This is a genomic window from Tenggerimyces flavus (genome assembly GCF_016907715.1).
GTDB lineage: Bacteria > Actinomycetota > Actinomycetes > Propionibacteriales > Actinopolymorphaceae > Tenggerimyces > Tenggerimyces flavus.
This window is the reverse complement of record NZ_JAFBCM010000001.1, coordinates 6047988-6072768: the sequence shown is the minus strand read 5'-3', so window position 1 is coordinate 6072768 and position 24781 is coordinate 6047988. Positions and strand designations below refer to the sequence as shown.

General features: G+C 69.3%; 21 protein-coding genes and 1 pseudogene. 11 read left to right on the top strand and 11 right to left on the bottom strand.

Annotation, left to right across the window (positions count from 1 at the left end):
• The first annotated feature begins 7 nt into the window (after positions 1-7).
• Complete coding sequence (locus JOD67_RS28565; RefSeq protein ID WP_205120795.1) at positions 8-676, top strand: tetratricopeptide repeat protein; 669 nt, start codon at positions 8-10, stop codon at positions 674-676.
• 65 nt (positions 677-741) lie between these two features.
• On the opposite strand, the gene JOD67_RS40500 is transcribed toward JOD67_RS28565, so the two are convergent.
• Both JOD67_RS40500 and JOD67_RS40495 read right to left on the bottom strand, forming a co-directional pair.
• Positions 742-1332 (bottom strand): hypothetical protein, encoded by a 591-nt coding sequence (locus JOD67_RS40500; protein ID WP_239554086.1) that lies wholly within the window; start codon positions 1330-1332, stop codon positions 742-744.
• Between the two features lie 256 nt (positions 1333-1588).
• Positions 1589-1855, bottom strand: a pseudogene (locus JOD67_RS40495) (epoxide hydrolase N-terminal domain-containing protein); the annotation flags it as partial.
• Positions 1856-2044: 189 nt separating this feature from the next.
• On the opposite strand from JOD67_RS40495, the gene JOD67_RS28555 reads away from it, so the two are divergent.
• On the top strand, positions 2045-2437 hold the full coding sequence (locus JOD67_RS28555; RefSeq protein WP_307782585.1) for a DoxX family protein: 393 nt from the start codon (positions 2045-2047) through the stop codon (positions 2435-2437).
• On the opposite strand, the gene JOD67_RS28550 is transcribed toward JOD67_RS28555, so the two are convergent.
• The 4 genes from JOD67_RS28550 to JOD67_RS28535 form a co-directional block, all read right to left on the bottom strand.
• A complete protein-coding gene (locus JOD67_RS28550) occupies positions 2427-3017 on the bottom strand; it encodes an isochorismatase family protein (RefSeq protein WP_205120794.1) in 591 nt (196 codons plus the stop codon). The genes JOD67_RS28555 and JOD67_RS28550 overlap by 11 nt on opposite strands.
• 15 nt (positions 3018-3032) lie before the next feature.
• Entirely contained in the window at positions 3033-4421 is a 1389-nt protein-coding gene (locus JOD67_RS28545) for an alkaline phosphatase PhoX (protein WP_205120793.1), read from the bottom strand.
• A gap of 206 nt (positions 4422-4627) precedes the next feature.
• Positions 4628-5341 carry an NAD(P)-dependent oxidoreductase gene (locus tag JOD67_RS28540; protein ID WP_239554085.1) on the bottom strand — a complete coding sequence of 238 codons (714 nt, stop codon included), beginning with the start codon at positions 5339-5341 and terminating at the stop codon, positions 4628-4630.
• A gap of 11 nt (positions 5342-5352) precedes the next feature.
• A complete protein-coding gene (locus tag JOD67_RS28535) occupies positions 5353-5970 on the bottom strand; it encodes a DUF4386 domain-containing protein (RefSeq protein WP_205120792.1) in 618 nt (205 codons plus the stop codon).
• Positions 5971-6157: 187 nt separating this feature from the next.
• Here JOD67_RS28535 and JOD67_RS28530 point away from each other — a divergent pair, with 187 nt between their 5' ends.
• Genes JOD67_RS28530 through JOD67_RS28520 form a run of 3 tightly spaced genes read left to right on the top strand, consistent with a single transcriptional unit; the run spans position 6158 to position 10148 of the window.
• Positions 6158-6826: a response regulator gene (locus JOD67_RS28530; RefSeq protein ID WP_307782584.1), complete on the top strand. Its 669-nt coding sequence runs from the start codon at positions 6158-6160 to the stop codon at positions 6824-6826.
• A 35-nt stretch (positions 6827-6861) separates the two neighbouring features.
• Positions 6862-8175: a sensor histidine kinase gene (locus tag JOD67_RS28525; RefSeq protein WP_205120790.1), complete on the top strand. Its 1314-nt coding sequence runs from the start codon at positions 6862-6864 to the stop codon at positions 8173-8175.
• Positions 8172-10148, top strand: coding sequence for a sensor histidine kinase (locus JOD67_RS28520; RefSeq protein ID WP_205120789.1), 1977 nt, complete (start codon positions 8172-8174; stop codon positions 10146-10148). Before JOD67_RS28525 ends, JOD67_RS28520 begins: the two co-directional genes overlap by 4 nt.
• Here the strand turns inward: JOD67_RS28520 and JOD67_RS28515 are convergent.
• On the bottom strand, positions 10145-11683 hold the full coding sequence (locus tag JOD67_RS28515; protein ID WP_205120788.1) for an MFS transporter: 1539 nt from the start codon (positions 11681-11683) through the stop codon (positions 10145-10147). The two genes, JOD67_RS28520 and JOD67_RS28515, sit on opposite strands and share 4 nt — an antisense overlap.
• Before the next feature lie 165 nt (positions 11684-11848).
• Between JOD67_RS28515 and JOD67_RS28510 the strand changes: the two genes are divergently transcribed.
• From JOD67_RS28510 to JOD67_RS28495, 4 genes are all read left to right on the top strand, one after another.
• Positions 11849-14194, top strand: coding sequence for a helix-turn-helix transcriptional regulator (locus JOD67_RS28510; protein ID WP_205120787.1), 2346 nt, complete (start codon positions 11849-11851; stop codon positions 14192-14194).
• A gap of 99 nt (positions 14195-14293) precedes the next feature.
• Positions 14294-14965, top strand: coding sequence for a hypothetical protein (locus tag JOD67_RS28505; protein WP_205120786.1), 672 nt, complete (start codon positions 14294-14296; stop codon positions 14963-14965).
• A 172-nt stretch (positions 14966-15137) separates the two neighbouring features.
• The gene (locus JOD67_RS28500; protein WP_205120785.1) at positions 15138-15599 is read left to right on the top strand and encodes a DUF2306 domain-containing protein; all 462 of its coding nucleotides are present in this window, start codon (positions 15138-15140) and stop codon (positions 15597-15599) included.
• Positions 15596-15817, top strand: a complete 222-nt coding sequence (locus JOD67_RS28495) for a DUF8691 family protein (protein WP_205120784.1) — start codon at positions 15596-15598, stop codon at positions 15815-15817. Before JOD67_RS28500 ends, JOD67_RS28495 begins: the two co-directional genes overlap by 4 nt.
• A gap of 16 nt (positions 15818-15833) precedes the next feature.
• On the opposite strand, the gene JOD67_RS28490 is transcribed toward JOD67_RS28495, so the two are convergent.
• Complete coding sequence (locus tag JOD67_RS28490; protein WP_205120783.1) at positions 15834-16778, bottom strand: hypothetical protein; 945 nt, start codon at positions 16776-16778, stop codon at positions 15834-15836.
• A 57-nt stretch (positions 16779-16835) separates the two neighbouring features.
• Entirely contained in the window at positions 16836-18293 is a 1458-nt protein-coding gene (locus JOD67_RS28485) for a helix-turn-helix domain-containing protein (protein WP_205120782.1), read from the bottom strand.
• A 115-nt stretch (positions 18294-18408) separates the two neighbouring features.
• On the opposite strand from JOD67_RS28485, the gene adh reads away from it, so the two are divergent.
• Positions 18409-19932: an aldehyde dehydrogenase gene (adh, locus tag JOD67_RS28480; protein ID WP_205120781.1), complete on the top strand. Its 1524-nt coding sequence runs from the start codon at positions 18409-18411 to the stop codon at positions 19930-19932.
• A gap of 20 nt (positions 19933-19952) precedes the next feature.
• Positions 19953-20330 carry a DUF779 domain-containing protein gene (locus JOD67_RS28475; protein WP_205120780.1) on the top strand — a complete coding sequence of 126 codons (378 nt, stop codon included), beginning with the start codon at positions 19953-19955 and terminating at the stop codon, positions 20328-20330.
• On the opposite strand, the gene JOD67_RS28470 is transcribed toward JOD67_RS28475, so the two are convergent.
• Complete coding sequence (locus JOD67_RS28470; RefSeq protein WP_205120779.1) at positions 20327-20989, bottom strand: pyridoxine/pyridoxamine 5'-phosphate oxidase; 663 nt, start codon at positions 20987-20989, stop codon at positions 20327-20329. The two genes, JOD67_RS28475 and JOD67_RS28470, sit on opposite strands and share 4 nt — an antisense overlap.
• 1000 nt (positions 20990-21989) lie before the next feature.
• Positions 21990-24434, bottom strand: coding sequence for a DUF8508 domain-containing protein (locus tag JOD67_RS28465; RefSeq protein ID WP_205120778.1), 2445 nt, complete (start codon positions 24432-24434; stop codon positions 21990-21992).
• Positions 24435-24781: the final 347 nt, after the last annotated feature.

Sequence of the window (24781 nt, the reverse complement as noted above, 5' to 3'; positions counted from 1 at the left end):
TGCGCGGGTGGATGATCGACTGATCGAGGCGCTGAAGCGCTACGAGGCGGCGGTGTTCGCCGGCGCCAACGACGAGCTGAACGTCGCCGACCGGGCGCTCGACGCCGTCGAGGCTGACACCGCGCTGGCCCGCGGCAGGATCCGGCATGCCCGCTTCCTCGCCGCGCGCGCCGCGGGGGAGCAGCCCACCGACGATCCGGTCGAGCTCGCCCTGTTCGACCGGGCGCTCGCGCTGTACGAGGCGCTCGACGACACCCGCGGCGCTGCCGAGGCGCAGTTCTGGGTGGGCTGCTACCACCAGGTGATCCGCGGCGACCAGACGGACACCGAGCCGATGTTCGCCCGCGCCCGCGACCTCGCGGAGGCGTCCGGTGACGAGCTGACCAGGTCGTACGCGTTGCGCCATCTCGCCTTCGTGGCCCAGCACGCCGGCCGCGCCGCCGACGCCCGCGCGGCCCTCGCCGAGTCCACGAACCTCCGACGCGAGATCGGCTTCACCGCGGGCGTCGCCGCCAACCTCGTCGCCGAGGCGTACCTGGCAGCCGAGGACGGCCGCACCAGCGACGCGGGCGCCTTGCTCGACGAGGCAGCGACGTTGGCCACCGAGTCCGGCGCCCATGCGGTGAGCGGCTGGGTCTCCGACGCCCGCACGAACATCGCCCAGCCGAAGGCCTGACCGAAGCCGATCAGTGGGTGACGGCTGCGTGGGCGCGGCGGCAAGCTCAACGCTCCTAGGACCCATCACGCCACGGTGCTGAAGAAGGTGCGGAGGTCGGCGAGCCACAGGTCGGGGGCGTCGTGGGTCGCGTAGTGGCCGCCGCGGTCGTACTCGTTCCACGACACGATCCGGGAATGTGCGCGCTCGGCGAGGTGACGGATCGAGCCGAGGTCGCCGGGGAACAGGGCGGCGCCGAGCGGGACGGTCGTGGGCGTGGTGGGTACGGGCTCGCGCGGATGCTCGGCGTAGATGCGGATCGACGACCCCGCGGTGCCGGTCAGCCAGTGGATCGTCACGTGCGTGAGCAGGATCTCCGGATCGAGCCCGCCCATCACCTGCGCGTTCCAGCCGAGCAGCCCCACCGGGGAGTCGGACAGCGCGTGGGCGAGCGTCTGCGGTTGCTGACCGTGGACCAGGCCGTACGACGCGCGTTTGCCCAACGTGTACTGGAAGTCCGCCAGGACCTCCACGTCCCGCCCGGTCAGGTGATCGGCCCAGTCCGGCTCGTCCGCTGGCGGAGTCGGCCAGACCTGCGTGACGTGCGCACCCACCAGCCGCGTCGGCTCGACCCGGCCGAGCTCGGCGGAGATGAACGAGCCCCAGTCGTTGCCCACGGGCCCCGTATCGCGAGTAGCCCAACCGAGCCATCAGCACGGCCCAGGCCTCGGCGATGCGGCGCGGTCCCCAGCCGAGGTCGGGCGTCGGGCCGGAGAAGCCGAAACCGGGCAGCGACGGGATCACCAGGTCGAACGCGATCGCCGGATCGAGTCCGTGCACCCGCGGGTCGGTCAGAGGACCGATCACGTCCAGGTACTCGACGAACGTGCCCGGCCAGCCATGGCTCAGCACGAGCGGGAGCGCATTCGGTTCGGGCGACCGGACGTGCAGGAAGTGCACGGTGGTGCCGTCGATCGTGGTCGTGAACTGGTCGTACGCGTTGATCTGGGCCTCCCAGCGCCGCCAGTCGTAGCGCTCGCGCCAGTGCTCCACGAGCTCGCGCACGGTGGCGACGGAGACGCCGTACCCGGTGTCGCCGCCGGACGGCTCCGGCGCCCAGCGCACGCGCGCCAGCCGGTCGGCCAGGTCGGCGAGGTCCGCGTCGGGCACCTCGATCCGGAACGGGCGGAGCTCTGTCATCGGGGGATCCTCTCGTTCGCGACGTCAACACAGGAGACGTCGGAGCCGAGACCGCGATTTCGACAGCCCGCCCTACCTAAGTGGCAGGTTTCGCCCGGGACAGATGCCTAACTGGCGACGGATTCGGAGCCGGGGCGTACGCGCCTAACGTGCGAGGCACGTGTTCGAGCTCTCGCATCGGAGGCCATCGTGACCGCAACCACCGCTCCCGTCGTCACCCGCAACCGCACGGGGAGAATCCTCTTCCTGGCCGGACGCATCGTTCTCGCCCTTCTGCTCGCGGGCGGGGCCATACCGAAGCTCATCGCCGATCCGACGATGGTCACGATGTTCCACGACATCGGTGGCGGCGATCCGCTGCGGATCCTCGTCGGTGGGCTCGAGCTCGCCGGCGCGATCGGTCTGTTCATCCGCCCGCTGCGTTTTCTGGCCGCGTTGGGTCTCGTCGCCCTGCTCGCGAGTGCGGCCGTCACCAACGTCGTGGCCCTGCACATCAGCCCGGTCGTTCCGCTCGCCTACCTCGCGGTCGCCGCGGCCATCGCCGTGGTCTCCTGGCGGAGCCGTAGACCACTCAACTCGTGAGCTGGCTCCAGGTCATCGGTTGTCCCCAGAAGCCGGCGAGGGTGTCGAGGAACTCCTGCTTGCGTCGCTGGTCTCCGTCGTAGGTGTCGACGCCTTCGGCCAACACCACGGCGGGATAGCCGCGCAGCCTGACGTCGATGAGGCTGGCCAGCACGCAGACCTCCAACACCAACCCCACGATGACGATCGGTTCGTCGCTCGCCGGCGGACCGATCGTCGCGTCCAACCAGGCCGTGAACCCCGAGGGATCGGGCCGCTCTGGCCCCGGGACGGCGTCCGCGAGACCGCCGCCGTCGCGGACCCAGGTCGGCGCGATGGACGCCTTCACCCACGGCGCGGCGGGCTTCACGGCCGCGGCGATCGCGGACTCGAACCCCCACTGCCCAGGCACGCAGGTGACATCGGCGGAGTCACCGCCCGGGGTGCGGTAGTCGGAGACGATCTCAGCCACCGCGAGGCCGTGCGCGCGGGCGTACGGCACCACGGTGTCCGTGACGAACCCGACGCAGGGCTGGCCGCGGTAGTGCACCCCGCCCGGGGAGACGAAGTCGTTCTGGAAGTCGACGCTCAGCAGTCGCACTCCGCCAGTAAAGCGTCAGTCGCGAAGGCGGTTCCAGGGGCCGGTGACGGCGATGGTCATGCCGGGGTCGTAGATGTTGAAGAACATCGTCCGGCCGTCAGCGGAGAACCCCACACCGGCGAGCTCGCCATAGGCAGGCTCGGAGGGAGTCCCGTTGTTCACCCGGTTGCGGGCGAAGTGGAAGACCTCGCCGTCGCGGGTGGTGCCGAGCATGTACGCGTCGCCGATGCCGTCCTCGCACATCATCAGGCCGCCGTACGGCGACATGCAGATGTTGTCCGGGGCGTCGAACTCCGGGTTCTCCGGACCGGGCGTCGGCCGGGTGAAGATCACCTCGAGCCGCAGGGTCTTGCGCCGCGGGTTGTACTTCCACACCTGGCCGTCGTGGTTCATCGCCGGGCCGAGCTCGGTGCGGGCGAACGACGAGACGAAGTACACGCAGCGGTCCCGTTCACCCCACCAGGCGCCCTCGATCTTGTAGCCGCCGGTGATCGGCTTCGGGTAGTCCTGCGCGCGTACGGACTCCGAGGTGGCCAGCGGATCCGGCACCGTCATCCAGGAGACGCCGCCGAACACCTCGCCCGCCTCCTGGACCACCGACAGGTCCGGCAGGTCCGGTACGTGCAGCGCCTGCAGCTCGCCGCCGGCGCGCAGGCTGCCCCAACCGCGACAGGGCTGCTCCGGCAGGAAGCGGTAGAAGCTGCCGAGCGGCGCGACGAACGCGTCCTCGGTCTCGTAGACGATCCCGGTGTGGGGGTCGACGGCGACCGCTTCGTGCTGGAACCGGCCCATCGACCGCAGCGGCGTCGGGTACTCGTTGCGCCGGTCGTCGTACGGGTCCACCTCGAAGATGAAGCCGTGGTCCTTGGTGTAGCCGGTGTCTCCGGCCTTGGCCTCGGTCTCCTCGCAGGTCAGCCAGGTGTCCCACGGTGAGGGACCGCCGGAGCAGTTGATCGCTGTCCCGCCGAGGCTGACGTACTCCGACTCGGCGTTGCCGCGCCGGTCGATCACCAGCGTGCTGGTGCCGCCGGCGCCGCCCGGGTCGTACGTCCGCTCCGGCGGCGCCTGCACCTTGATCCGCGACGTCGGCGAGCACTCGTGGTTGCGCACCAGCCGGGCGCCGTGCCGGCGGGCACGGAACGCGCCCATGCCGTCGAAGCGGCTCGGCACTGGCAGCCCGTCCGGCCGGATGGTCCCCTCGCGGGACAGGATCTTGTACCGGAAGCCGCGGGGCAGGTCCAAGATGCCGTCCGGGTCGGGGAGGAGCGGTCCGTACCCGGTCGGTGGTCCGGACGTGCCGGCCGCCGGCTGGGCGGCGAACAGAGCATCGACGGATCCGGCGAGGGCGACGGCGACTCCGGTGCCCGCGGCTCGGGTCAGGAACTGGCGGCGCGACGATGGCATGACGACTCCTCGGGAAGCGGTCCGGTCGATCGTTAACGCACGATGAACACAGAGTTAACAGCATCTGGCTCACGAGCACGACCCCTCGGACCGCACGAATGGTTGGCCCGGACCTGACGACCGACCGAACGGCGAGAGACGAAACGGGCCCGCGCCGACCTCCAGCAATCGACGGAGGCCGGCGACAACGAGGCGGTCGGGCCGCGTCACCGAGGTGACGTGACGGCGTACGCCAGAGCCGAGGGTGTCTGGCAGCCGACGATCGCGGGCGCCTCGTGCACGAGGGAGTCGTTCACGATCGCGTCGACCATGAAAAGCGCGAAGTCGACGCGGCGGGTGAGGTTGCTCTTCAGGATGGGGTCGCCCACGTGGCGGCTCCAGACGGGCAGCCCCTGGCTGTCGCCCTCCTCGAGGTCGCTTCCGCGTACGACAGTCCACTGCGTGTCGCTGGCGAAGACCCGCCGGCACGCTTCCACCTGGTCCTCGAGGTCGACGAGGCGAGCGAGTCGCGCGAGCCTGCCGACCACGCTCACGAGCGCCTTGACCTTCCACGAGTACACGTCCTGGCCGTCGCGGCTGATGTGATAGCCACAGGAGAACATCAGCCGAGCGGCCGGACGGGCATAGTCGAGGACGGCCTGCGCAGTACCGGTGGAGTAGTTGTGGACCCCGCGCGGGACCAGCACTGTGAGGACGGCGTCGCAACCGGCGACCGCACGCTTGATGACCTCGCGGTCGTCCGTCGCTCCCGGAACGATCGTGATGCGGTCCTTGAACGCGTCGAGCTTGTCGACGCTTGCTTCTCGACAGACGCCGACGACCTCGTAGCCGCGGTCGAGGGCGTGTCGCACCATGTACTGGCCCAGCTTCCCGGACGCTCCGACGATGCAGACCTTCAGCCTTGCTGGTGTGGAGTTCATCAGTGATTTCCTTATCTGGAGAGAGACAGTGAGCGGTCGAGCTGAGGCGCCGAGGTCGGCGTACGGAAGCCCTTCGCGATCAACCAGATCGGCAGGACCACGACCTCGAACAGTCCACCTGGCGCGAGCAACGCGAGGCCGAGACCGGCGTTCAGGTCGAGGACGCCGAGGAGGTCCAGCGGCACTCCCAACGAGAGCACGGCATAGCCGACGATGCCGAGAACGGCGATCGGCCGCGGAACCAGCCGCGACACGAAGAGCAAGTAGGTAAGGACAAGTCCACCGATACCGGTCGGGATGTACACCCACAACATGTGGTTCGGGACCACCTGGAGCTCCGTCAGGATGTAGACGCCGCACGCGGCGGAGACGGCGAACTCGACGATCCGCAGCACCGGATACCAAATCGCCAACCGTCGGTTGACGTCCTTCAGCACCTGGTACATCAGGATGCCGATGCCCACGACAGCGACTCCGGAGCACATCATCAGCAGAACGCCGAGGGTCAGTGGCGCTCTTGCGGTGTCACCGTCCACGAACGCCTGGATCAACGAGGTCCCGAACATGGCGGTGACCATCTGGACGACGAACAAGATGCCGACGGTGACCGCGATCTTCCTTCTAGACATAACTTTCCTTTCAACGCTGGGGCTGCGGACTGGCCGCACCACTGACGTTAGAAAAGAAGCGAGGCTCGCCACGATGGGGCAGGCAGTACGGCCGCGGGGGTCAGCCCCACCACGAGTGCGGCCTGCCCCACCCAGTGAAAGCACGAGAACGGCACGGGCCGGGGGAGTCGTCGCTAGAGTCACGAACGTGGCGCTTCGCGTGGTCTTCGCCGACGACAACTACCTGGTTCGTGAGGGCTTGACCTCGCTGCTGGCCGAGGTCGAGGGCATCGAGGTCGTCGCCGTCGCGACCGAAGCGGACTCCCTCCTCAGGGCGGTCACCGACAACGGCCCGGACGTCGTACTGACTGACATCCGCATGCCGCCCACCCATACGAACGAGGGCATCGAGGCCGCGAAGCGGATCCGGTCCGACCACCCTGGCATCGGCGTCGTCGTCCTGTCGCAGTACGTCGAGGAGGACTACGTCTTCGAACTGCTGGCCGGCGGTGTGGCGGGGATGGGCTACCTGCTCAAGGAGAGAGTGACCGATCTCGACGAGCTCGTCAGGGCACTTCGCGAGGTAGCGCGCGGGGGGTCGGTGCTCGATCCGCTGGTGGTCGAGGCGCTGCTCGCGCGGAGGCGGAGCGACGTTCCGCTTCTGGGCTTGACCGATCGCGAACGAGAAGTGCTCCACGAGATGGCCACCGGCCGGAACAACGCGACGATCGCGAAGACGTTGTTCATGAGCGACCGAGCCGTCGAGAAGCACATCGGAGCGGTCTTCCAGAAGCTCGGTCTGGTCGACGAACACGAGGTGAGCCGGCGCGTGATGGCCGTCCTCGCGTACCTGAAGGCGACCGGATCGTCCGACTGACCACGGGATCTCCTCGCAGGGCAGACACTCAGGGCATGGAGTTTCGCCGCGCGATCCTGTGGCTGCGTCGCCGCGCGGGGAACCGCCTGCTGGTAACGGTGGGTATGGCCGGGTTCGTCGTCACCGTCTACGTGGTCGTCGTGCTGGGCGGCGGTGTGATCCTCGGCCGAACCGATGCGCCCAGCTTGCCGTTGTCGGTGGTGGCGACCGCGATCGTGGCGCTGTCGTTCGCGCCGGTTCAGTCGGCCGTGGAACGGGTGGCGAGCCGGTGGGGGATCGGTGCCCCCGCCACGCCGTACGAAGTGTTGAGTCGCTTCTCGCAGACGGCGACGGGTGCCGCGGGTACGGAGCTGCCGGAGCGGATGGCCATGCTGCTCGCCCAAGGGACCGGGGCACAGTGGGCGCAGGTGTGGCTGAACATCTCCGATCGGCTGACCTTGGCGGCCACCTGGCCCACCGACGCCACGGCCGACCGGTCACCGCCCGCCCTGCAGGCCGACGGTTCGGAGGCCGCGGGCGAAGGCCGGCGAGCCCATGCCGTTCGGCACGGCGGCCAGCTGCTGGGCGTACTCCGCCTGCGGGAACGGCCGGGTCTGGCGCTTACCGGGGTCGAGGAACGGCTATTCGTCGAGCTCGCTGTCCAGGCTGGCCTCGTCCTGCGGCTGGCGGGGCTCCGGGCCGAGCTCGAGGAACGTCACGACGAGCTGATGGCCAGAGCCGACGAGCTCAAAGCGTCCCGGGCACGGCTCATCGCCACCCAGGACGCCGAACGGCGGCGACTCGAACGCGACCTCCACGACGGCGCTCAGCAACACCTGGTGGCACTGTCTGTCAACCTGCGGTTGGCACAGACGATCGCCGGCCGATCGCCCGAACGCGCCGCGCGTCTTCTCGTCCACCAAGCCGATGCGGCAGGTGTGGCGATCGAGACGCTCTCCTCGCTGTCCCGCGGCATCTACCCGAGATCGCTCGCGTCCGAAGGTCTGGTGCCGGCCCTGCGGCTGGCGGTCAGTACCAGCCCGATCCCGGTCACCATCGACTCGACGACGACCGAACGGCTCCCGGCAGCGCTCGAGGCGGCACTGTACTTCTGCTGCATGGAGGCGGTGCAGAACGCCGCCAAGCACTCCGGCGCCCGGAGTGTGTCCGTGCGATTCGCAACCGACAATGGGCGTTGGTGCCTCACCATCGTCGACGACGGGGCCGGGTTCGATCCGGGGGACGTACGGGAAGCTGAGGCGGGCGTCGGGCTGGCCAGTCTGCGCGACCGGCTGGACGCGGTTGGCGGCAGGCTCACGGTCGAGTCGCAACGCGGGGTGGGAACGACGATCACCGCCCAGGTCCGATGACGGCGCACGCACGGATCGCCTGGGCAGTCGCGGGACTGACCACGCTCGCGGGGATTCTGGATACCGTCTTCACCGCGGCGCACCGTTCGCTGCTGAGCGAGGCGACCTGGGCGGACCATGGCTGGCCGCTCGCCCCGCTCGCCGCGATCGGGTGCGCTCTCATGGGGGCGCTCATCGTCACGCGCCACCCTCGCCAACCCATCGGCTGGTTGTTGTGCGTCGCGGGACTCCTCGCGGTGACGTTGGCGGCGGACGCGTACAGCGTCTGGGTGCTCGACGGCGACGGCCCTGGATCCCCTTACTGGGCTCACGTTTCCGCTTGGGCGGCGCCGCTGCTCGGCTGGCCGGCCTTCACCGCGCTGATCCTCGTCTTCCTCATCGCCCCGGACGGCCGGCTGCCCTCGTCGCGGTGGCGGTGGGCGGCCTGGGTCGCGGTCGCGGGACTCTGCGTCCATACGCTCGGAACGTTGACGGTCCGCCCCGGCGAGTTCGTCGTAGGCGGGGACCTCGGCAACCGCGCGGTCTCGGGTCCGCTGCTGACGCTCGGCGTCGGCCTCGTTGCCGTAGGCCTGATCGGCTCGGCCGTCTCCATCGGATGGCGCCTCCGCAACGCCACCGACGATGCCCGTCGTCAGCTCCTGTGGATCGCCTCGTCCGCTGCCTTCTTGGCGTTCGGCGTGGTGGTCATCCTCGTGGTCCCTCGTCTGCAAGGTGTGGAGGGAACGTGGCTGGCCGGGTTGCCGCTGCGGCTCGCCCTGATCTCGGTCCCGCTCTGCGTCGCGGTCGCGGTGTTGCGGCACCGCTTGCTCCAGATCGATCTCATCGTCAACCGTGCCCTCGTGCTCGCGCTGGCCACCGGACTCGTCGCTGTCGGGTACGTGCTCGCCGTCGTCGTCGCAGGCTTCGAGGTCGGCGCCAGCAGTGGCTTTTGGCCGTCGCTGCTCGCGACTGCCCTTGTGGCGTTGGCGTTCCAGCCGCTCCGACGGCGCGTGGTGATGGTGGCCGACCGGCTCGCGTTCGGCGCGGCGGCTGTCCCGTACGAGGCGCTCGCCGACTTCAGCCGCCGCATCGGCGACAGCTCCGATCCGTCGGACCTCCTACCGGCGGTGGCCGAGGCGGCCGCGAGCGCCGTGGGCGCGAGCCGGGTCGTCGTCCGGCTCCAGATCGACTCCGGGCCGGATCAGGTCGTGGTCTTCCCTCCGGCCGCGGAGTCGACGACGTCCGGCGTCGAGCTGCCAGTGGTCGACCGCGGGGAGCGGCTCGGATCCATTACGGTCGAGATGCCGGCCGGACATCCCTTACGCCGATGGCAACATCGGCTCCTGGCGGACCTGGCCAACCAGGCCGTGATGGCCTTCCACAACGCCCGGCTCACTGCCGAGCTCTCCGGCCAGGTGGCACGGCTCGATCGTCGTACGCGGGAGCTCGCCGACTCTCGCCGGCGCCTGATCAGCGCCGCCGACGCCGAACGGAGCCGAGTCGAACGGGCGATCGCCCAGCAGGTCGTCGTTCATCTGGCACCTCTCCCGGACCGGTTGCGACGTCTGTCCGACAGCACCCAGATCACCCCGCTGGCCGAGTCGCTGACCAGCGCCATCGAGGCGCTGCGGGAGATCACTCGCGGAGTTTTTCCGGCGCAGCTCGTTCGCTCCGGTCTGCCGATGGCGCTCGTGTCACTTCTCGCTCGGACCGGGAGCGCCGAGCGGCTGGTGATCCACGACTCCGTCGCGGAGAGGCGTTTCGACGCTCAGCTCGAGGCCGCGGCCTACTTCTGCGTGGCCGAGGTCGCGGATCCCCTCGGCGTGCACCTCGAGGTTCGGGACGACGAACTCCGCTTGAGGTTGACCGGCCAGGAGGTCGGCAGCCTCTCCGTCGACCAGATGCGCGACCGGGTCGAGGCAGCGGCCGGCTCGCTGTCGGTCGTCCGCGACGACGGCCGGGCCGTCATCGACGTTCGCCTGCCCGTCAGCTAGCTGCCATGGGCGACGGGCTGCTCCTCTTCCTGCGTGGCGTTGAGGCGCGGGAGGTGGCGCAGCCGGGCGAGGATGAGGAGAGCGATGGCGGCGAGCAGGACGCCGCTGACCAGGGCGACCGTGTGCAGGCTGCTGGTGAAGGCCTGTTGGGCGAGCGCGACGAGGTCCGCGCCGGCCTTGCCGGGCAGCTCCTGGGCGGCGGCGAGAGCACTCGTGATGCTGTCCCGGGCGGCGGCGATCGTGTCGGCGGGAAGACCCGCGCGGTACGCGGCGGCGCCGATGCTGCCTAGCACAGCGATGCCGAGCGCGTACCCGAACTCGTTCCCGGTCTGCGCGATGCCGGACGCGGATCCGGCCTTCTCCGGCGGCGCCGCGCCGATGACGATGTTCGTGCCCAGACTGACCAACGGCCCGGCGCCGATGCTGGTGACGGCGAACCCGATCATCACCAGGACGAGCCCATCGGTCGCGCTGGCCTGGGTGACGATCAGCATGCCGCACACCGAGACGGCGAGACCGCCGGCGAACAGGAACGCGGGACGGATACGGCGAGCGAGCAACGGCGCCACCTGGAAGCCGATGATCGCCGCGACCATGCCGGGGACCAGCGCCAAGCCTGCCCGCAGCGGTGAGAGCCCGGCCACGAGCTGGAAGTACTGGGCGATGAACACCATCGTCCCGCCGGACAGCATCGAGTACATCAGCATCCCGGTCAGCGTCACGCTGAAGCCGCGGTGCCGGAACAGCCCCAGATCCACCAGCGGGTCGGCGAGGCGGCGTTGCCGGCGCAGGAAAATCCACCCCATCACGAGCCCGAAGACGAGGACCGCGATCGGCACGGGGCGCCACCCCAGGCGTGCGATCTCCTTCAGGCCATAGATGATCGGCAGGATGGCCGCGAGCGAGAACGCGACGCTGGTCAGGTCGAGCCGCCCGGCGGTGACGTCGCGGTACTCCGGCAGCAGCACCCGGCCGACCGCGAGGAGCACCACCATCGCGGGTACGCCGAGCAGGAACACCGAGCCCCACCAGAAGTGGTCCAGCATCGCCCCGCCGACGAGTGGCCCGATGATGGCGCCGACCGTGAAGACGCCCGCCCAGATGCCGACGGCGGTCGCCCGCTGCCGGCGGTCGTGGAACATCACCATGATCAGCGAGAGCGTCGACGGGGCCAGGGTCGCGCCGGCGATCCCGAGCGCCGCCCGCGCCACGATCAACATCAGCGGGCTGCTGGAGTAAGCCGCCAGGATCGAGCAGATCCCGAACGCCGCCGCGCCGATCAGCAGCAGCTTGCGCCGTCCGATCCGGTCGCCCAACGTTCCCATCGTGACCATGAACCCGGCCACCATGAAGCCGTAGACGTCCATGATCCACAGCTGCTCGGTGCTGCCCGCGCCGAGTCCTTCGCTGAGGTGCGGCAACGCCAGCAGCATGACGAACGTGTCCAACGACACCAACAACGTCGGCAGCGCGAGGACGGCCAACGCCAGCCATTCCTTGCGGCCGGCGCGCTGTCCGGTCTCCGCCTCGCCCATCCATGCCTCCAGTCGCTGGATCCGATCATGGTGGAGGTCTGGACGTCTCAGCTAGGGGTAAGGCGTTCTTGGCGGGATCCCTGCGGTGCGCGACGCATGCGCGGGGCCATGGAGAGTCCTCGAGAACCGCCCAGGTGGAGGCCGTCCGGTACCTATGCTCGAGAGGTGGAGGTCCTGGGTACGAAGCTGCACGTCCCGTTGCCTCGCGGGCAGCTCGTGCCCCGGCCGAGGTTGACGCGACAGCTGCGGAACGGTGCCGTGCCGAGGCTGACGCTCGTGTCCGCACCGCCGGGGTTCGGCAAGACCACGATGCTGAGCCAGTGGCTCCAGAACGGGCCGATCGCGCGCGTGGCCTGGCTGTCGCTCGACGACGGCGACAACGAGCCGCGGAGGTTCCTGGCCCAGCTCGTGGCGGCACTGCGGCGCTCCAGCCCCGACGCGGCGACGAAGGCGATGGCGATGGTCGAAGCGGCGAGAGACCTGCCGATCGAGTCGATCCTCACGACTTTCGTCAACGACCTCGACGAGTTCCCCGACACCACAGTCATCGCCCTCGACGACTACCACGTGATCACGAACCCCGCGGTGCATGAGGCGACGGCATTCCTCGTCGAGCACCTGCCTCGAACGGTCGGCCTCGCGATCGCCACCCGTTCCGACCCTCCGCTCCCGTTGCCGCGGCTGCGGGCCAGGGGAGAGCTCGTCGAGCTGCGCGCCGCCGACCTGCGCTTCACCGCGACCGAAGCCGGCACGTTCCTCAACGACGTCATGGGACTGGACCTCACCGCCAGGCAGGTCGAGGCTCTCGACGTACGGACGGAAGGCTGGGCCGCCGGCCTGCAGCTGGCGGCGCTGTCGATCCGCGGGAACGACGACGTCGACGCGTTCGTCGACGCGTTCGCCGGCAGTCACCGGTTCGTTGTCGACTACCTGGTGGAGGAGGTCCTCCGCCGCCAGCCGGAACGGGTTCGCGCCTTCCTCCTCGACACGGCCGTGCTCGACCACCTGACTGCCCCACTGTGCGACGCGCTGACCGGACAGCCCGACGGCCGCGCGGTGCTCGAGGACCTCGAACGCGCCAACCTCTTCGTCGTACCGCTCGACCACGCACGCACCTGGTACCGCTACCACCACCTGTTCGCCGACGCGTTGCGTGCTCGCCTGGCCGCCGACGATCCCGAACGGATGCGCCACCTCCACCAGGCGGCCTGCCGCTGGTACGCCGACAACAGCCAGGTCGAACGGGCCATCGCGCACGCCTTCGCCGGCGACGACCTGGACCGAGCAGCCGACCTCGTCGAGCTCGGTGTGACCGAGGTGCGCCGCAAGCGCCAGGACCGAATTCTCCAACAATGGCTGAACAAACTGCCCGACCACCTGGTGCATGCGAGGCCGGTCCTCAGCACGTTCATTGCCTGGACGCGACTCGTCGAAGGCGATCTCAACGGCGTCGAAGCGCGACTGCGCGACGCCGAACGCGCGCTGCGGGAAGCCCCGGCAAGTGAGGAGGAGCTCAGCGACGAGGTCCGTTCCCTCCCCGCCTGGATCGCCATCTACCGAGCCTCGGCGGCGCAGGGCCGCGGCGACGCCGCGGGGACCGAAGCGCACGCCCGCGACGCGCTCCGGCTCGCGCGGCCGGACGACCATCTGGCGCGCGGTGGCGCCGCCGGATTCCTCGGGTTGTCCGCCTGGGCCAAGGGCGATCTCGAGACCGCGGTGGAGACGTTCTCCCAAGCAGCACGGAGCTTGCGCGCCGCCGGCAACCTCGCCGACGCGCTCGGGTGCACCGTTCCGCTCGCCGACATGTGGAGGGCGCGTGGCCAACTCCGCGAGGCGCGGCGGCTGTACGAGCAGGCCCTGGCCACCGCCGACAAGCATCCCCACGAGGTGCTCTCGATCGTCGGTGACCTGCACGCCGGCCTCGCCGACATCCTTCGTGAGCAGTGCGAGCTCGACGCCGCCGAGCAGCACCTGCGCACCAGCCAGGAGCTCGGAGAAAGCGCGTCCCTGTTGGAGAATCGGCACCGCTGGTACGTCGCGATGGCCGGGCTCCAGGAGGCGCGCGGAGACCTCGACGGCGCGATCGAGAGCCTGGACCAGGCGGAATCCCTTTACCTGCGTGGCTTCTTCCCCGACGTACGTCCGATCCCCGCGCAGCGAGCCAGGCTGTGGATCGCGCAAGGGGAGCTCGCCGCGGCGCGGGACTGGGCGAGGGAGCACGAGGTCGCGACGAGTGAGGTGTCGTACCTCACCGAGTACAACCGGCAGACGCTCGCCCGCCTGCTCGCCGCCGAAGAAGACCGCGAGGCAGTCGACGCGGGGCCGCTGAGCGAGCGGGAACGAGACGTCGTACGCCTGCTCGCCACGACGCTGACCGGCCCGGAGATCGCCGGCAAGCTGTACGTATCGCTCAACACGCTCCGAACCCACACCAAGCACATCTTCACCAAGCTGGACGTGAACTCCCGGCAGGCCGCGGTCCATCGCGCCAAGGAGCTCGGCCTGCTCTGAATCACCATCCGACATCACCTCATCTGGTGATGTCGGGTCACCACCTCGCTTCCTACCTTCAGGTCAATCCTCAACACCGGAAGCAAAGGAAGCGCAGCGATGATCACCACCTCCACCCTCGGCAAGGCGGCCGGCGTCAGCGCCGTCGTCGCCGGACTGCTGTTCGTCTCCGTGCAGATCGGCCATCCCCACCTGGAGCTCGCCTCGGTCAGCACGACCGAGTGGATCGTCCGCAACACGATGAAGGTCGCGATGGCGGCCCTCTCACTCGCCGGGATCACCGGCATCTATCTGCGCCAGGTCAGGCAGTTGGGAATCCTCGGGCTCGTCGGATACGTGCTGTTCAGCACCGCGTACCTGGTGATGATGAGCGTCGCGTTCGTCGCCGGGTACGTTCTCCCTTCGCTGGCCGGCACGTCGCCCGCATACGTGAACGACGTGCTCGCGATGGCCTCCGGCGGGACGGTCGTCGGCGACATCGGTGCGTTGGCGGTCACGAACCTCGTCTCCGCGGTCACCTACCTCGCCGGTGGCGTGATCTTCGGCATCGCGGTCTTCCGCGCCGGGATCCTCGCCCGTTGGGCGGCGGCGCTCCTCGCGGCCGGCACGCTCGCCGCCCTCGCGGTCCCGCTCGTGCCGCACCTGGTCGACCGGCTGATCGCGTTCCCCACCGGCATCGCCCTCGTCGGTCTCGGCATCTCGCTGTGGCGCTCCATTGCCCCGCAGGCGACCACCGAGAACGCGCACGCCGAGCGGCTCGCGGTCCGATGACCACCCAGCGGCGGAGCTGGCACGTCCCGGCCGTGTTGCTCCTGATCAACGCCATCCCGATCGGCATCGGCTCGATCCGCCTGGTGGAGCTGCTCGGCGGCCCGCACTCATCGCGACCGACGTACGGTTCGCGGCCTCGCCTCTGCCGCTGGTCCTGCACATCGTGGGTGCCGTGGTCTACGCGCTCGGGGGAGCGTTCCAGTTCTCCGCACGGCTTCGGAGGCGGCGGCCCGGTTGGCACCGGGCCGCCGGCCGGGTCCTGGTGGTGGCCGGGCTGGCCGTCGCGGGATCGGCGCTGTGGATGACGTTGTTCTACCCGCAGAAGGAAGGGACGGGAGACCTGCTCTTCCTGCTGCGGTTGCTGTTCTCGTCTGGCATGGTCGCCAGCATCGTCCTCGGCTTCGCCGCCATCCGGCGCCGTGACTTCGCGGGGCACCGCGCGTGGATGATCCGGGCGTACGCCCTGGCGCTCGCCGCCGGCACCCAGGCGTTCACCGTCGGCTTCGGCGAGGCCCTGTTCGGCACCGGCGAGCTGCGCGGCGACCTGTACCTCGGCGTCGCCTGGGTCCTCAACCTGGCCGTCGCCGAATGGGCGATCCGCCGTCCGCGCGTGCTGGTGGGTGCTCGGCGATGAGCCGCTACGAGATCCGAGTCAAGGGGCACCTGGACCCGCACCGATGCGCCTGGCTCGGCGACCTCGAGCTCGTCCGCCACAGCGACGGTACGTCGACCCTGACCGGGCTCGTCGCGGACCAGGCGGAGCTGTACGGCCTACTCACCCGGCTCCGCGACATGGGCGCGACCCTGCTGCTCATCCGCGACCTCGGCGCGCCGGATAGGTTCGGCGGATGACCAGGGATGGTGCGGCTCAGCCCTGGCTGCCGCACACCGCGTCGACCAGGCGGACGAGCGAACGGGTCACCGCTCGCGGCTCGTCGAACGGGACGTCGACGAGTGCCATCCCGAGCCGGGTCCGTACGCGCAACTGGATCGAGCTGTCCGGATACGCCTGCGCCTGCTCGCAGTCGGCGACGGAGACGCGGACACCGATCGTCTCGGACTCGTTCTTGAGCGAGAGCGGGCTCTCCGGCTCGAGCGTCATCCGCAGACCGCTGTCGTCGGAGAGCCGCAACGACAGCAGCTCCTGGCGGCCGGTCGTGGTCCGGATGACGCCCGACAGCAGCAACGACGTGTCCCGACCGGTGCCCTGCAACGGGCTCGTGAGGTTGTTCCAGCTGATGTCGGGGCTGCCGTCGCAGGAGAAGTTCGCCGACGGTGGCGCGTCAGGTTTCTCCATGGGAGCGGACACTTCGCGCCGTTCGCCAAGGACGGTGGTGACCGTCGCCCGATATGTGGGCGTGCCCCAGATCTGGTCGCAGGCGAGCCGGAACACGATCGTCCACGGCTCGGAGGCTCGGGGCCGCAGGACGATCGGATGCGGCGTGGACTCCTGCAGCTGGCAGAACGGGCGGCTCTGGTTCATGCCCTGGCCGGTGAGGTCCGCGTTGACCTCGTCGACCGTGAGCGGGTGCGCGCCGACGTTGTAGAGGCGAACGGTCGCGGTCGCGCAGCCGTCGGTCGGGTCGACGATCGCGATCCCGCCGTCGAGCCTGGCGAGGAGTTGGACGGCGGCCTTGCTGCGTTGCTCGGCGCGGCGGTCGAGGAACCAGTACGTGGCACCCGATCCGGCGACCAGCCCGAGCACGAGGACCAGCCCGAGCGCGACCCACCGGCTGACCGGCGGCACCGGCCGCCGTGTCCTCGGGTCGCGGCCGACCTCGAGGACCTCCGCCCTGCCGTCGCGTTCGTCCACGGGCCGAACCTCCGCAAGCATGGTCGCACCAACGACCAGCTCCCGAAGGGGAAACGGTCAGCTGACGGTGAGCCGGTGCAGGCGGGCCGCGACGGCGGGGCGGCGAAGGTCGTGCTCGGGGAGCATGGTGTCCAGCAGCTCGTACACCTCCAGGTCCGAGGCCCCTGTGCTCGTCTCGGCGAACGCCCACACCAGGTCGGCGTCGGCGCAGTCCAGCACAGCGCGGCGGACGACGGCGTCGAGCTCGTCGCGTTCGACGCGCAGGGCGGGAGCGTCGGACCGTTCGAGCCACGGCCCGGCGTAGGCCGCGACCGCGGCGGCGACGTCTCCCCGCCGGACCGCGGAGCGTACGTCGGTCGCGTCGCTGGAGACGTCGGCCACGATCCGGTACGGCTTGGTCGCGAACACACCGTCGCCGAGCAGCCCGCGGAGCCGGTGCATCTCCGAGCGGACAGTCGTCGGGTTGCCGGAATCCCCATACAGATGGAGGGTCAGCTGCTCGGCGGTAAGGCCGTGGGGATGAACGACCAACAGCGCAAGCAGTTCGGCGGGCCGCAGCGTCAGCACGACCCGTCGGTCGTCGACGACCGCGGTCGGCGGCGCAGAGCCGAGGAACGTCAGGCGCAGCGACCGCCGCCGCGGCACCGCCCGCCGCGCTCGCGGAACGCGCAGCAGGAAGCCCTCGTCGAGCGGCTCGACCAGTCCGTCCCGCCCGTCGCCGAGCTCGATCCGGCCGGTGCCAGCGGAGACGTCGAGGCGCTCGGGCAGCCAGCCGTACGGTTCGGTGGCGAGGACCCGGCCGCTCGCGCTCAGCAGCGCGCCGCCGTGCGGGCCGAGCTCGTGCAGATGGCGCATGTTGCGTTCGCGCATCGCCTCGTCCGACGCCGCCATCCGCACCCGCAACTGTCCCTCCGCGAGCTGCGCGGCGGCGGTCACCAGCGCCCGCATCGCGGGGTGGACCGTACGCAGCGGCCCTGACACGTCGACCGCACCGACGATCCGACCAGTGTCGGGGTCGTGCACCGGCGCTGCGGCGCAGGTCCAGGCGTGGATCTTGCGGACCAGGTGCTCGGCGGAGTGGATCTGGACGGGTTGGTCGGCGGCGAGCGCGGTGCCCATGCCGTTCGTCCCGATCGCGTCCTCGGACCAGATCGCCCCTTCCGACAAGGCGATCTGGTCGGCCAGCCGGCGTACGTCGGCCGCGCCCTCGCGCCACAGGATCAGGCCGCGCGCGTCGGTGATGATCATGATGTGCGACGCCTCGTCGGCGATCGAGGTCAACGTCTGGCGCAGGATCGGCAGCACGGCGTTCAGCGGATGCGACGAACGCAGCGCCTCGAGCTCGGCGTCGGAGACCACGATCGGCGGCGCCTGCAGGTCGGGATCGACCGCGGCTTCGAGTGAACGCTGCCACGAGGCGGCGACCAGCGGACGCACCGTTCCCGGCATCCGGCGTCCGCCGAGCACCACGTCGTAGAGCGCAGACAGGTGGCGCGCCCGTTCTGGTGCGTCCACGTCGCCAGCCTCGCTCGGAACGCGTCGTGATGCAACCGGTTCGGCGTGCAACGTTCGCGCAACGTTGCCCGACTTACGTTGCCGGCAACGTCGCGAGTTCCTGCCAGGAGGATCAATGACGATTTATGCCGTTCCGGGAACCGAGGGCAGCCCGGTCACGTTCAAGTCCCGCTACGACCACTTCATCGGCGGTGAGTGGGTCCCGCCGGCGAACGGCGCCTACTTCGAGAACCCGACACCGGTGACCGGCGAGACGTTCACCGAGATGGCACGTGGCACGGCCGACGACATCGAGCTCGCGCTCGACGCCGCGCACGGCGCCGCGCCGGCCTGGGGACGTACGTCGCCGGGCGAACGCGCGCTCATCCTCAACAAGATCGCCGACCGCATCGAGGACAACCTCGAACTGCTCGCCGTCGCCGAGACCTGGGACAACGGCAAGGCCGTCCGCGAGACACTCGCCGCCGACATGCCGCTGGCGATCGACCACTTCCGCTACTTCGCGGGAGCGCTGCGGTCCCAGGAAGGGTCGATCTCGATGATCGACGAGGACACCGTGGCGTACCACTTCCACGAGCCGCTCGGCGTCGTCGGCCAGATCATCCCATGGAACTTCCCGATCCTGATGGCCACCTGGAAGCTGGCGCCCGCGTTGGCCGCCGGGAACGCCGTCGTGCTCAAGCCGGCCGAGCAGACGCCGACCTCGATCCACGTGCTGCTCGAGCTCATCGCCGACCTGCTGCCGCCAGGCGTGCTGAACGTCGTCAACGGCTTCGGCGTCGAAGCGGGCAAGCCGCTCGCCGCGAGCGGTCGGGTGGCGAAGGTCGCGTTCACCGGCGAGACGACGACCGGCCGGTTGATCATGCAGTACGCGTCGGAGCACCTCATCCCGGTGACGTTGGAGCTCGGGGGGAAGAGCCCGAACGTGTTCTTCGCCGACGTCGCGTCCTCCAACGACGAGTTCTACGACAAGGCGCTCGAGGGCTTCACGATGTTCGCGCTCAACCAGGGCGAGGTCTGCACCTGCCCGTCGCGCGCGCTGATCCAGTCGTCGATCTACGACTCGTTCCTGTCCGACGCGACCGCACGGACCGAGGCGATCAAGACCGGTGACCCGCTCGACACCGACACGATGATGGGTGCGCAGGCGAGCAACGACCAGCTCGAGAAGATCCTGTCGTACATCGACATCGGCAAGGCCGAGGGCGCGAAGGTCATCACCGGCGGCGAGCGCGCCGATCTCGGCGGCTCGTTCAGCGGCGGATACTACGTACAGCCGACGATCTTCGACGGCGACAACAAGATGCGGATCTTCCAGGAGGAGATCTTCGGCCCGGTCGTGTCGGTCACGCGGTTCGACGACTACGCGGACGCGATGAAGATCGCGAACGACACGCTCTACGGGCTCGGCGCCGGTGTGTGGACGCGCGACATCAACCTCGCGTACCGCGCGGGCCGCGAGATCCAGGCCGGGCGCGTGTGGACGAACAACTACCACGCGTACCCCGCGCACGCCGCGTTCGGCGGCTACAAGAACTCCGGCATCGGCCGGGAGAACCACAAGATGATGCTCGACCACTACCAGCAGACGAAGAACCTGTTGGTGAGCTACAGCCCGTCGAAGCTCGGGTTCTTCTAGGCCTGGTTGGGGATTCGGCGATGGTCGAGCGCGTGGCGCTCACCGCGGAGGCGGCGGACCTGCTCCGCCGCCTCACCGTGGTGCATGGTCCGTTGATGTTCCACCAGTCCGGCGGCTGCTGCGACGGCAGCTCGCCGATGTGCTACCCGGACGGAGAGTTCCGTACGGGCGCGGCCGACATCCACCTCGGTTCCCTCGTCGTGGAAGGGCTCGATCAGCCGGTGAAGTTCTGGATGTCGGCGAACCAGTTCGAGTACTGGAAGCACACCCATCTCACCGTCGACGTGGTGAAGGGGCGGGGGAGTGGGTTCTCGGTCGAGGCTCCGGAGGGAGTGCGGTTCCTGATCCGTTCGCGGTTGTTCAGCGACGAGGAGTCGATGGAGCTGGGGCTGGTTTAGGGCCAGAGGCGGGTGCGGCGCCAGCCGTCGGTCGAGCGTCGGTACTGGAGCCGTTGGTGTTGGCGGTTCTTGTCGCCCTGCCAGAACTCGATCTCGTCGGGTTGGAGGGTGTAGAGCGTCCAGTCCTTGGCTGTGAGGGTTGGGTCCTCTTCGATCCGTGCCGCCACCTCGGCGAGGGCCCGGTCGAGGTCGTTCTTGTGGGCGAGCGGCTCGCTCTGTCGGCTGGCGATCGCGGCCGCGCGTGCGCTCTCGTTCCTGGCCAGGAAGTCGTTGGCCGAGTCGTCCGGGTCGGCGGCCTTGACGATGCCGGAGATCCGTACCTGCCGCGCGAGTGGAACCCAGTAGAACGTCAACGCCGCGGCCCCGTTCTGCGCGAGCTCGCGACCCTTCCGACTGAGCGCGCTGGAGGCGAACTGCCACCCCGCCTCGTCGGCGTTCTTGAGGATCAGTACGCGCGCGGAAGGCCTGCCGTTCGCGTCGACGGTGGACAGCGTCATCGCGGCCGGCTCGGCGACGTCGTCGTGCTCGATCGCGGTGACGAGCCAGTCGACGAACAGGGGAAGGGGATTCTCGGGAGCATCGTCCGGATCGAACGCCGGGCCTGTGCCCGTAAGCGTCGGAACGGTCCGCAACAGCGCTCTGAGATCCTCGCTCGTCATACCCCGCATCCTGACCGACGGACCACCCTCCCCGCCACACCGTTTGTATGAAGGGCACCTTCATCCAACCTCGTCGTCTGAGGGGACCCTCCGCCCTTCGCGAAAGTGTGGGGTTCTGGTCGCGACACGCCGGCGTGTCGCGACCAGAACCCCACAGTTTGATGGGACATGGTGGATGGGCCCGGCTCGTCGTCTGAGGGGCCTACTCTCGAGCGACTCGCCGCCGGTCGTCCACAGCTTTGCGCACTTGCCTAGCCGAAACGGGGTTTCTGGCCATGCTTGCCACGATGTAAACCCCGGCCGGGTTAGGGAAGTCGCAACCGCTGTGCAAACCGGGGCCGCCATCGTTCATGGAACCCGCGTGACCTACCGGCCTCTTGGATGAAGGTGCCCTTCATCCAAACCCTCGCCGTCGGTCGGCCACTCCAGCGGCACTCGCCGCACACCCCCGTCACCACCGGTTGGTCGTCGAGCCTCGGTCTGCCATCCTCTCTTGGACGAGCTGCGTCTCACCGATCCGGTTGGCCTTCTTCGATGGCTTCGTTGGGTGGGCGAGCTCGAATCTGCGTTGCCCAGCTGTTCGGGGTTGGTGCTGTCCGTGGGCTGTTGCGGCGGTCGATGGTGGTGGCCGGTCCGGGGCGCGTCAAGGGCGTCTCTCTGGCGGCGCTTCGCGCAGGGGAGAGAGGCGTCGCTTCGCGATCGCGACCCTTGACTCGCCCCGGCCCGGCCACCTGTTTTTCACGCGCCGCCCCTGCCCCCGGAACGGGTGCCCGGGCCAGGTTCCTTCTTGCTCGGGGCTTGTTGCCGTGCTCGCGGCTCTTGTGGAGCCCCCGGTCTCTTGTGGTGTCGATGAAGCCGGGTCCGTCCGCCCTGGTTTTGAATGAAGGGCACCTTCATTCAATAGGTTCGAATGAAGGTGCCCTTCATTCAAACCCGGAGCACGCAAGAGAGCGCCCGCTCTGTTTGCGGACAGGGCGGGCGCTCTCGAGTCGAGCTGGGGCTACGGGACGTCGACCACCGGGCTGCCCGGCAGGCAGCGGGTAGGCAACGGGCTGACGTCGCAGCCGGTCAGGATCCGCATCACCTGCGGGTCGTGGTCACTCGCCTGGTCGGAGAACTCGGCGTTGATGTGCACCACACCGTACGAGTATCCCTTGATCGCCGGGCTGACCAGGATGTGGTCGAGCACCTGCGAGTTGCCGTCGAAGATGTAGCTGTACCGCTGGTCGACGGGCAACGTGTCGATCAGGGTCTTGAGCACCGTCCCGCTCTCGGTGAGCGACTGGATCACCGGGCTGAACTGGTAGTCGTTCAGGTCGCCCAGTACGACGACGCGGGCACGGCCGGCGCTCTTCTCCGACAGGTCCTTGACGAAGTCGCGCACCTGCGCGGCCTGCTGGAGCCGCTGCACCTCAGACACCCGGTTCGGCGGCTGCACCGCGGCCGTCAGCGGGTGGTCGCCGCCCTTGGAGTTGAGGTGGTTCGCGACCAGGAACAGCTGCTTGTTGCCGTCGAACAGGAACTCGCCGACGAGCGGCTTGCGGCTCGACGCCCACGCGGTGTTGCTCGGGTTGATCCGGCCGGGCGAGACCGACAGCGAGACCTGGTTGCTGGTCGGACGTGCCCGCAGCACCGAGACGGCCGTGTCGGCGTCGCCGCCGGGACGGTCGACGAACGTCGTACGCGCGGGGTTGAACAGGAAAGCCTGGCGGATGTTGCCGCCCGGCTCCCCACCGTCGGTGCCGTCGTTCGGGTCGATCGAACGCCAGTCGTACGTAGGTCCACCCGCAGCCTGGATCGCGGCGATGAACTCGGCGAGCGTCTCGTTCGCCGCGACCTCACCGTTGTTCGTCGCACCGTTGTTGTCCTGGATCTCCTCCAGCGCGACGATGTCCGGCGAGCCGAGGTTGAACACCAGGTCCTGCGCCAGCCGGGCGAACTTCGCGTCCGGGTCGTCCGGGTCGAGGTTCTCCACGTTGTACGTCGCGACGGACAGGTCGCCGGCCTTCTTCGGCGGCAGCACCTTCTGCTTCTTCAGCCCGCCCTCGGTGATCGCGGCGAGCTCGGTCGCCTGCAGCACGTACCCGCCGAACGACTGGTAGTCGATCACGCCGGTCGTGCCTGCGGCGAGCGTGGAGCCGACGTTCGCCGGCGGCGCGCCGATCAGCGACTGGATGAAGAACCGGCCGCTGTTCTGGTCGTCGTACGACTTGTAGACCACGCCGCCGCGTGGAGTCGGGTTCTGCGTCGGCTTGAACGTCACCCACAGCTCGTCGAACTCGGTGTTGACCGGGCTGATCAGACGCGTGGACTGGTTGATCGTGGCCCGCATGCCCTCGTTGACCTCGAGCCAGTCGAGCACGTAGCTGCTCGGCTCCAGCGGCTGCGCCTCGAGGGCGCCGGACTTCGTGAACGCGTCGGGCAGCGTCACCGTCACGGGCGCAGGCAGCGCGTTGCCGCCGCTGACCTTGATCGTGCTGATCGGGCCGCCGAGCTCGGTGAGCGTCTGCGCCCCGGCCGCCGGGCGGAACTCCGTGACCCGGCCGGTGGCCAGTACGGAGTCGCCGGGGACGACGGTCGGCGAGGTCTGGCCCAGGAACACGAACAGGCCCTCGCTCGTGAGCGGGTCGGCGTCGACGGTCGGGTCCTGGAACCAGTACCCGCGCGAGTTGCCGGTCGTCCGTACGGCGGTGACGATGCCGGGAACGTTGGTGACGCTCTGCCCGACGATCGGCGAGATCCGGCCAGAGCCCTGGATGTCGTGGATGCGAACGCTGCCGGGAGTCGGGTCGGTGGGACCGTCGTCGGCCCGGACCGTCACACCGGCGGTGTTCGTCGCGCTCGGGACGCCGGAGGTGAAGTCGACGGAGTTGTTGTCGGTGTCGACCATCGCGCCGGAACGGGCGTTCGCCGTGCTGTTGGTGAGCCCGGGGGCGGCGAGCGTCTCGACGTTCGCCGTCGCGCCGTACCCGATGAGGTCCTTGACGTTCGGCGCGGTCGCGCAACTGATCCCGCAGCCCACCAAGGGGATCTGGGCCGTGACGAGCGCGACGACGCCGGACGTGGCCGACATCGGGATCGAGCCGGTCGCGTCGGGCGTGGGGAGGTTCAGCGTGCCGCTGGCACCGGCGGACTGCTGGACCAGGTACCGCCCGTTCGCCGGGATGCTGCCGGACAGGTTGGTCATCTGGAAGACGGCACCCGCCGCGGAGGCGTACTGGACGCTCCAGCCGTCGACGCTGACCGGGTTGCTGGTGAGGTTCGCCAGCTCGATGAAGTCGTTCTTGATCGTCGCTCCGAAGTTGCCGCCACCGCCGTACACGGCGGAGATCACGACGTCGGTCGACAGGGCGTTCGCGGTGCCGGTGAACCCGGCCATCGCCGTGACCAACGCGAGCGGCAGTCCCGCCGCGAGGAGGCGCCAACGTTTGTTGAAGATCGCCACAGGGATTTGCTCCTAGCTCAAGGGAGAGGCCACCGAGGAGCATCGTGCCGTTTGACGCGTCGGGAGACCCGGCGTTCGCAAGTATTCGTCGCGATCTTCAACGCTGTTCACCCAAGTACAGAAGGCGTTTGAGCGTTCTGGGGCGTCTTTGTCCGGTTCGCGGATCGAGGTGCGTGGGAATGCCCAGCGGGCGGGAGAGCCGAGGGGGGAGGTGACTCAACCCCACCCGCCGAGCGCGCGGCCATCAGGGGGGTGCCGCGACCCTCAGCATCGCACATGCAACGCGGAGTAAGAGGCGAATCCGAAGGGTCGGGTGGGTTGTCGGTGGATGTTTGTGGGCTGGGTCC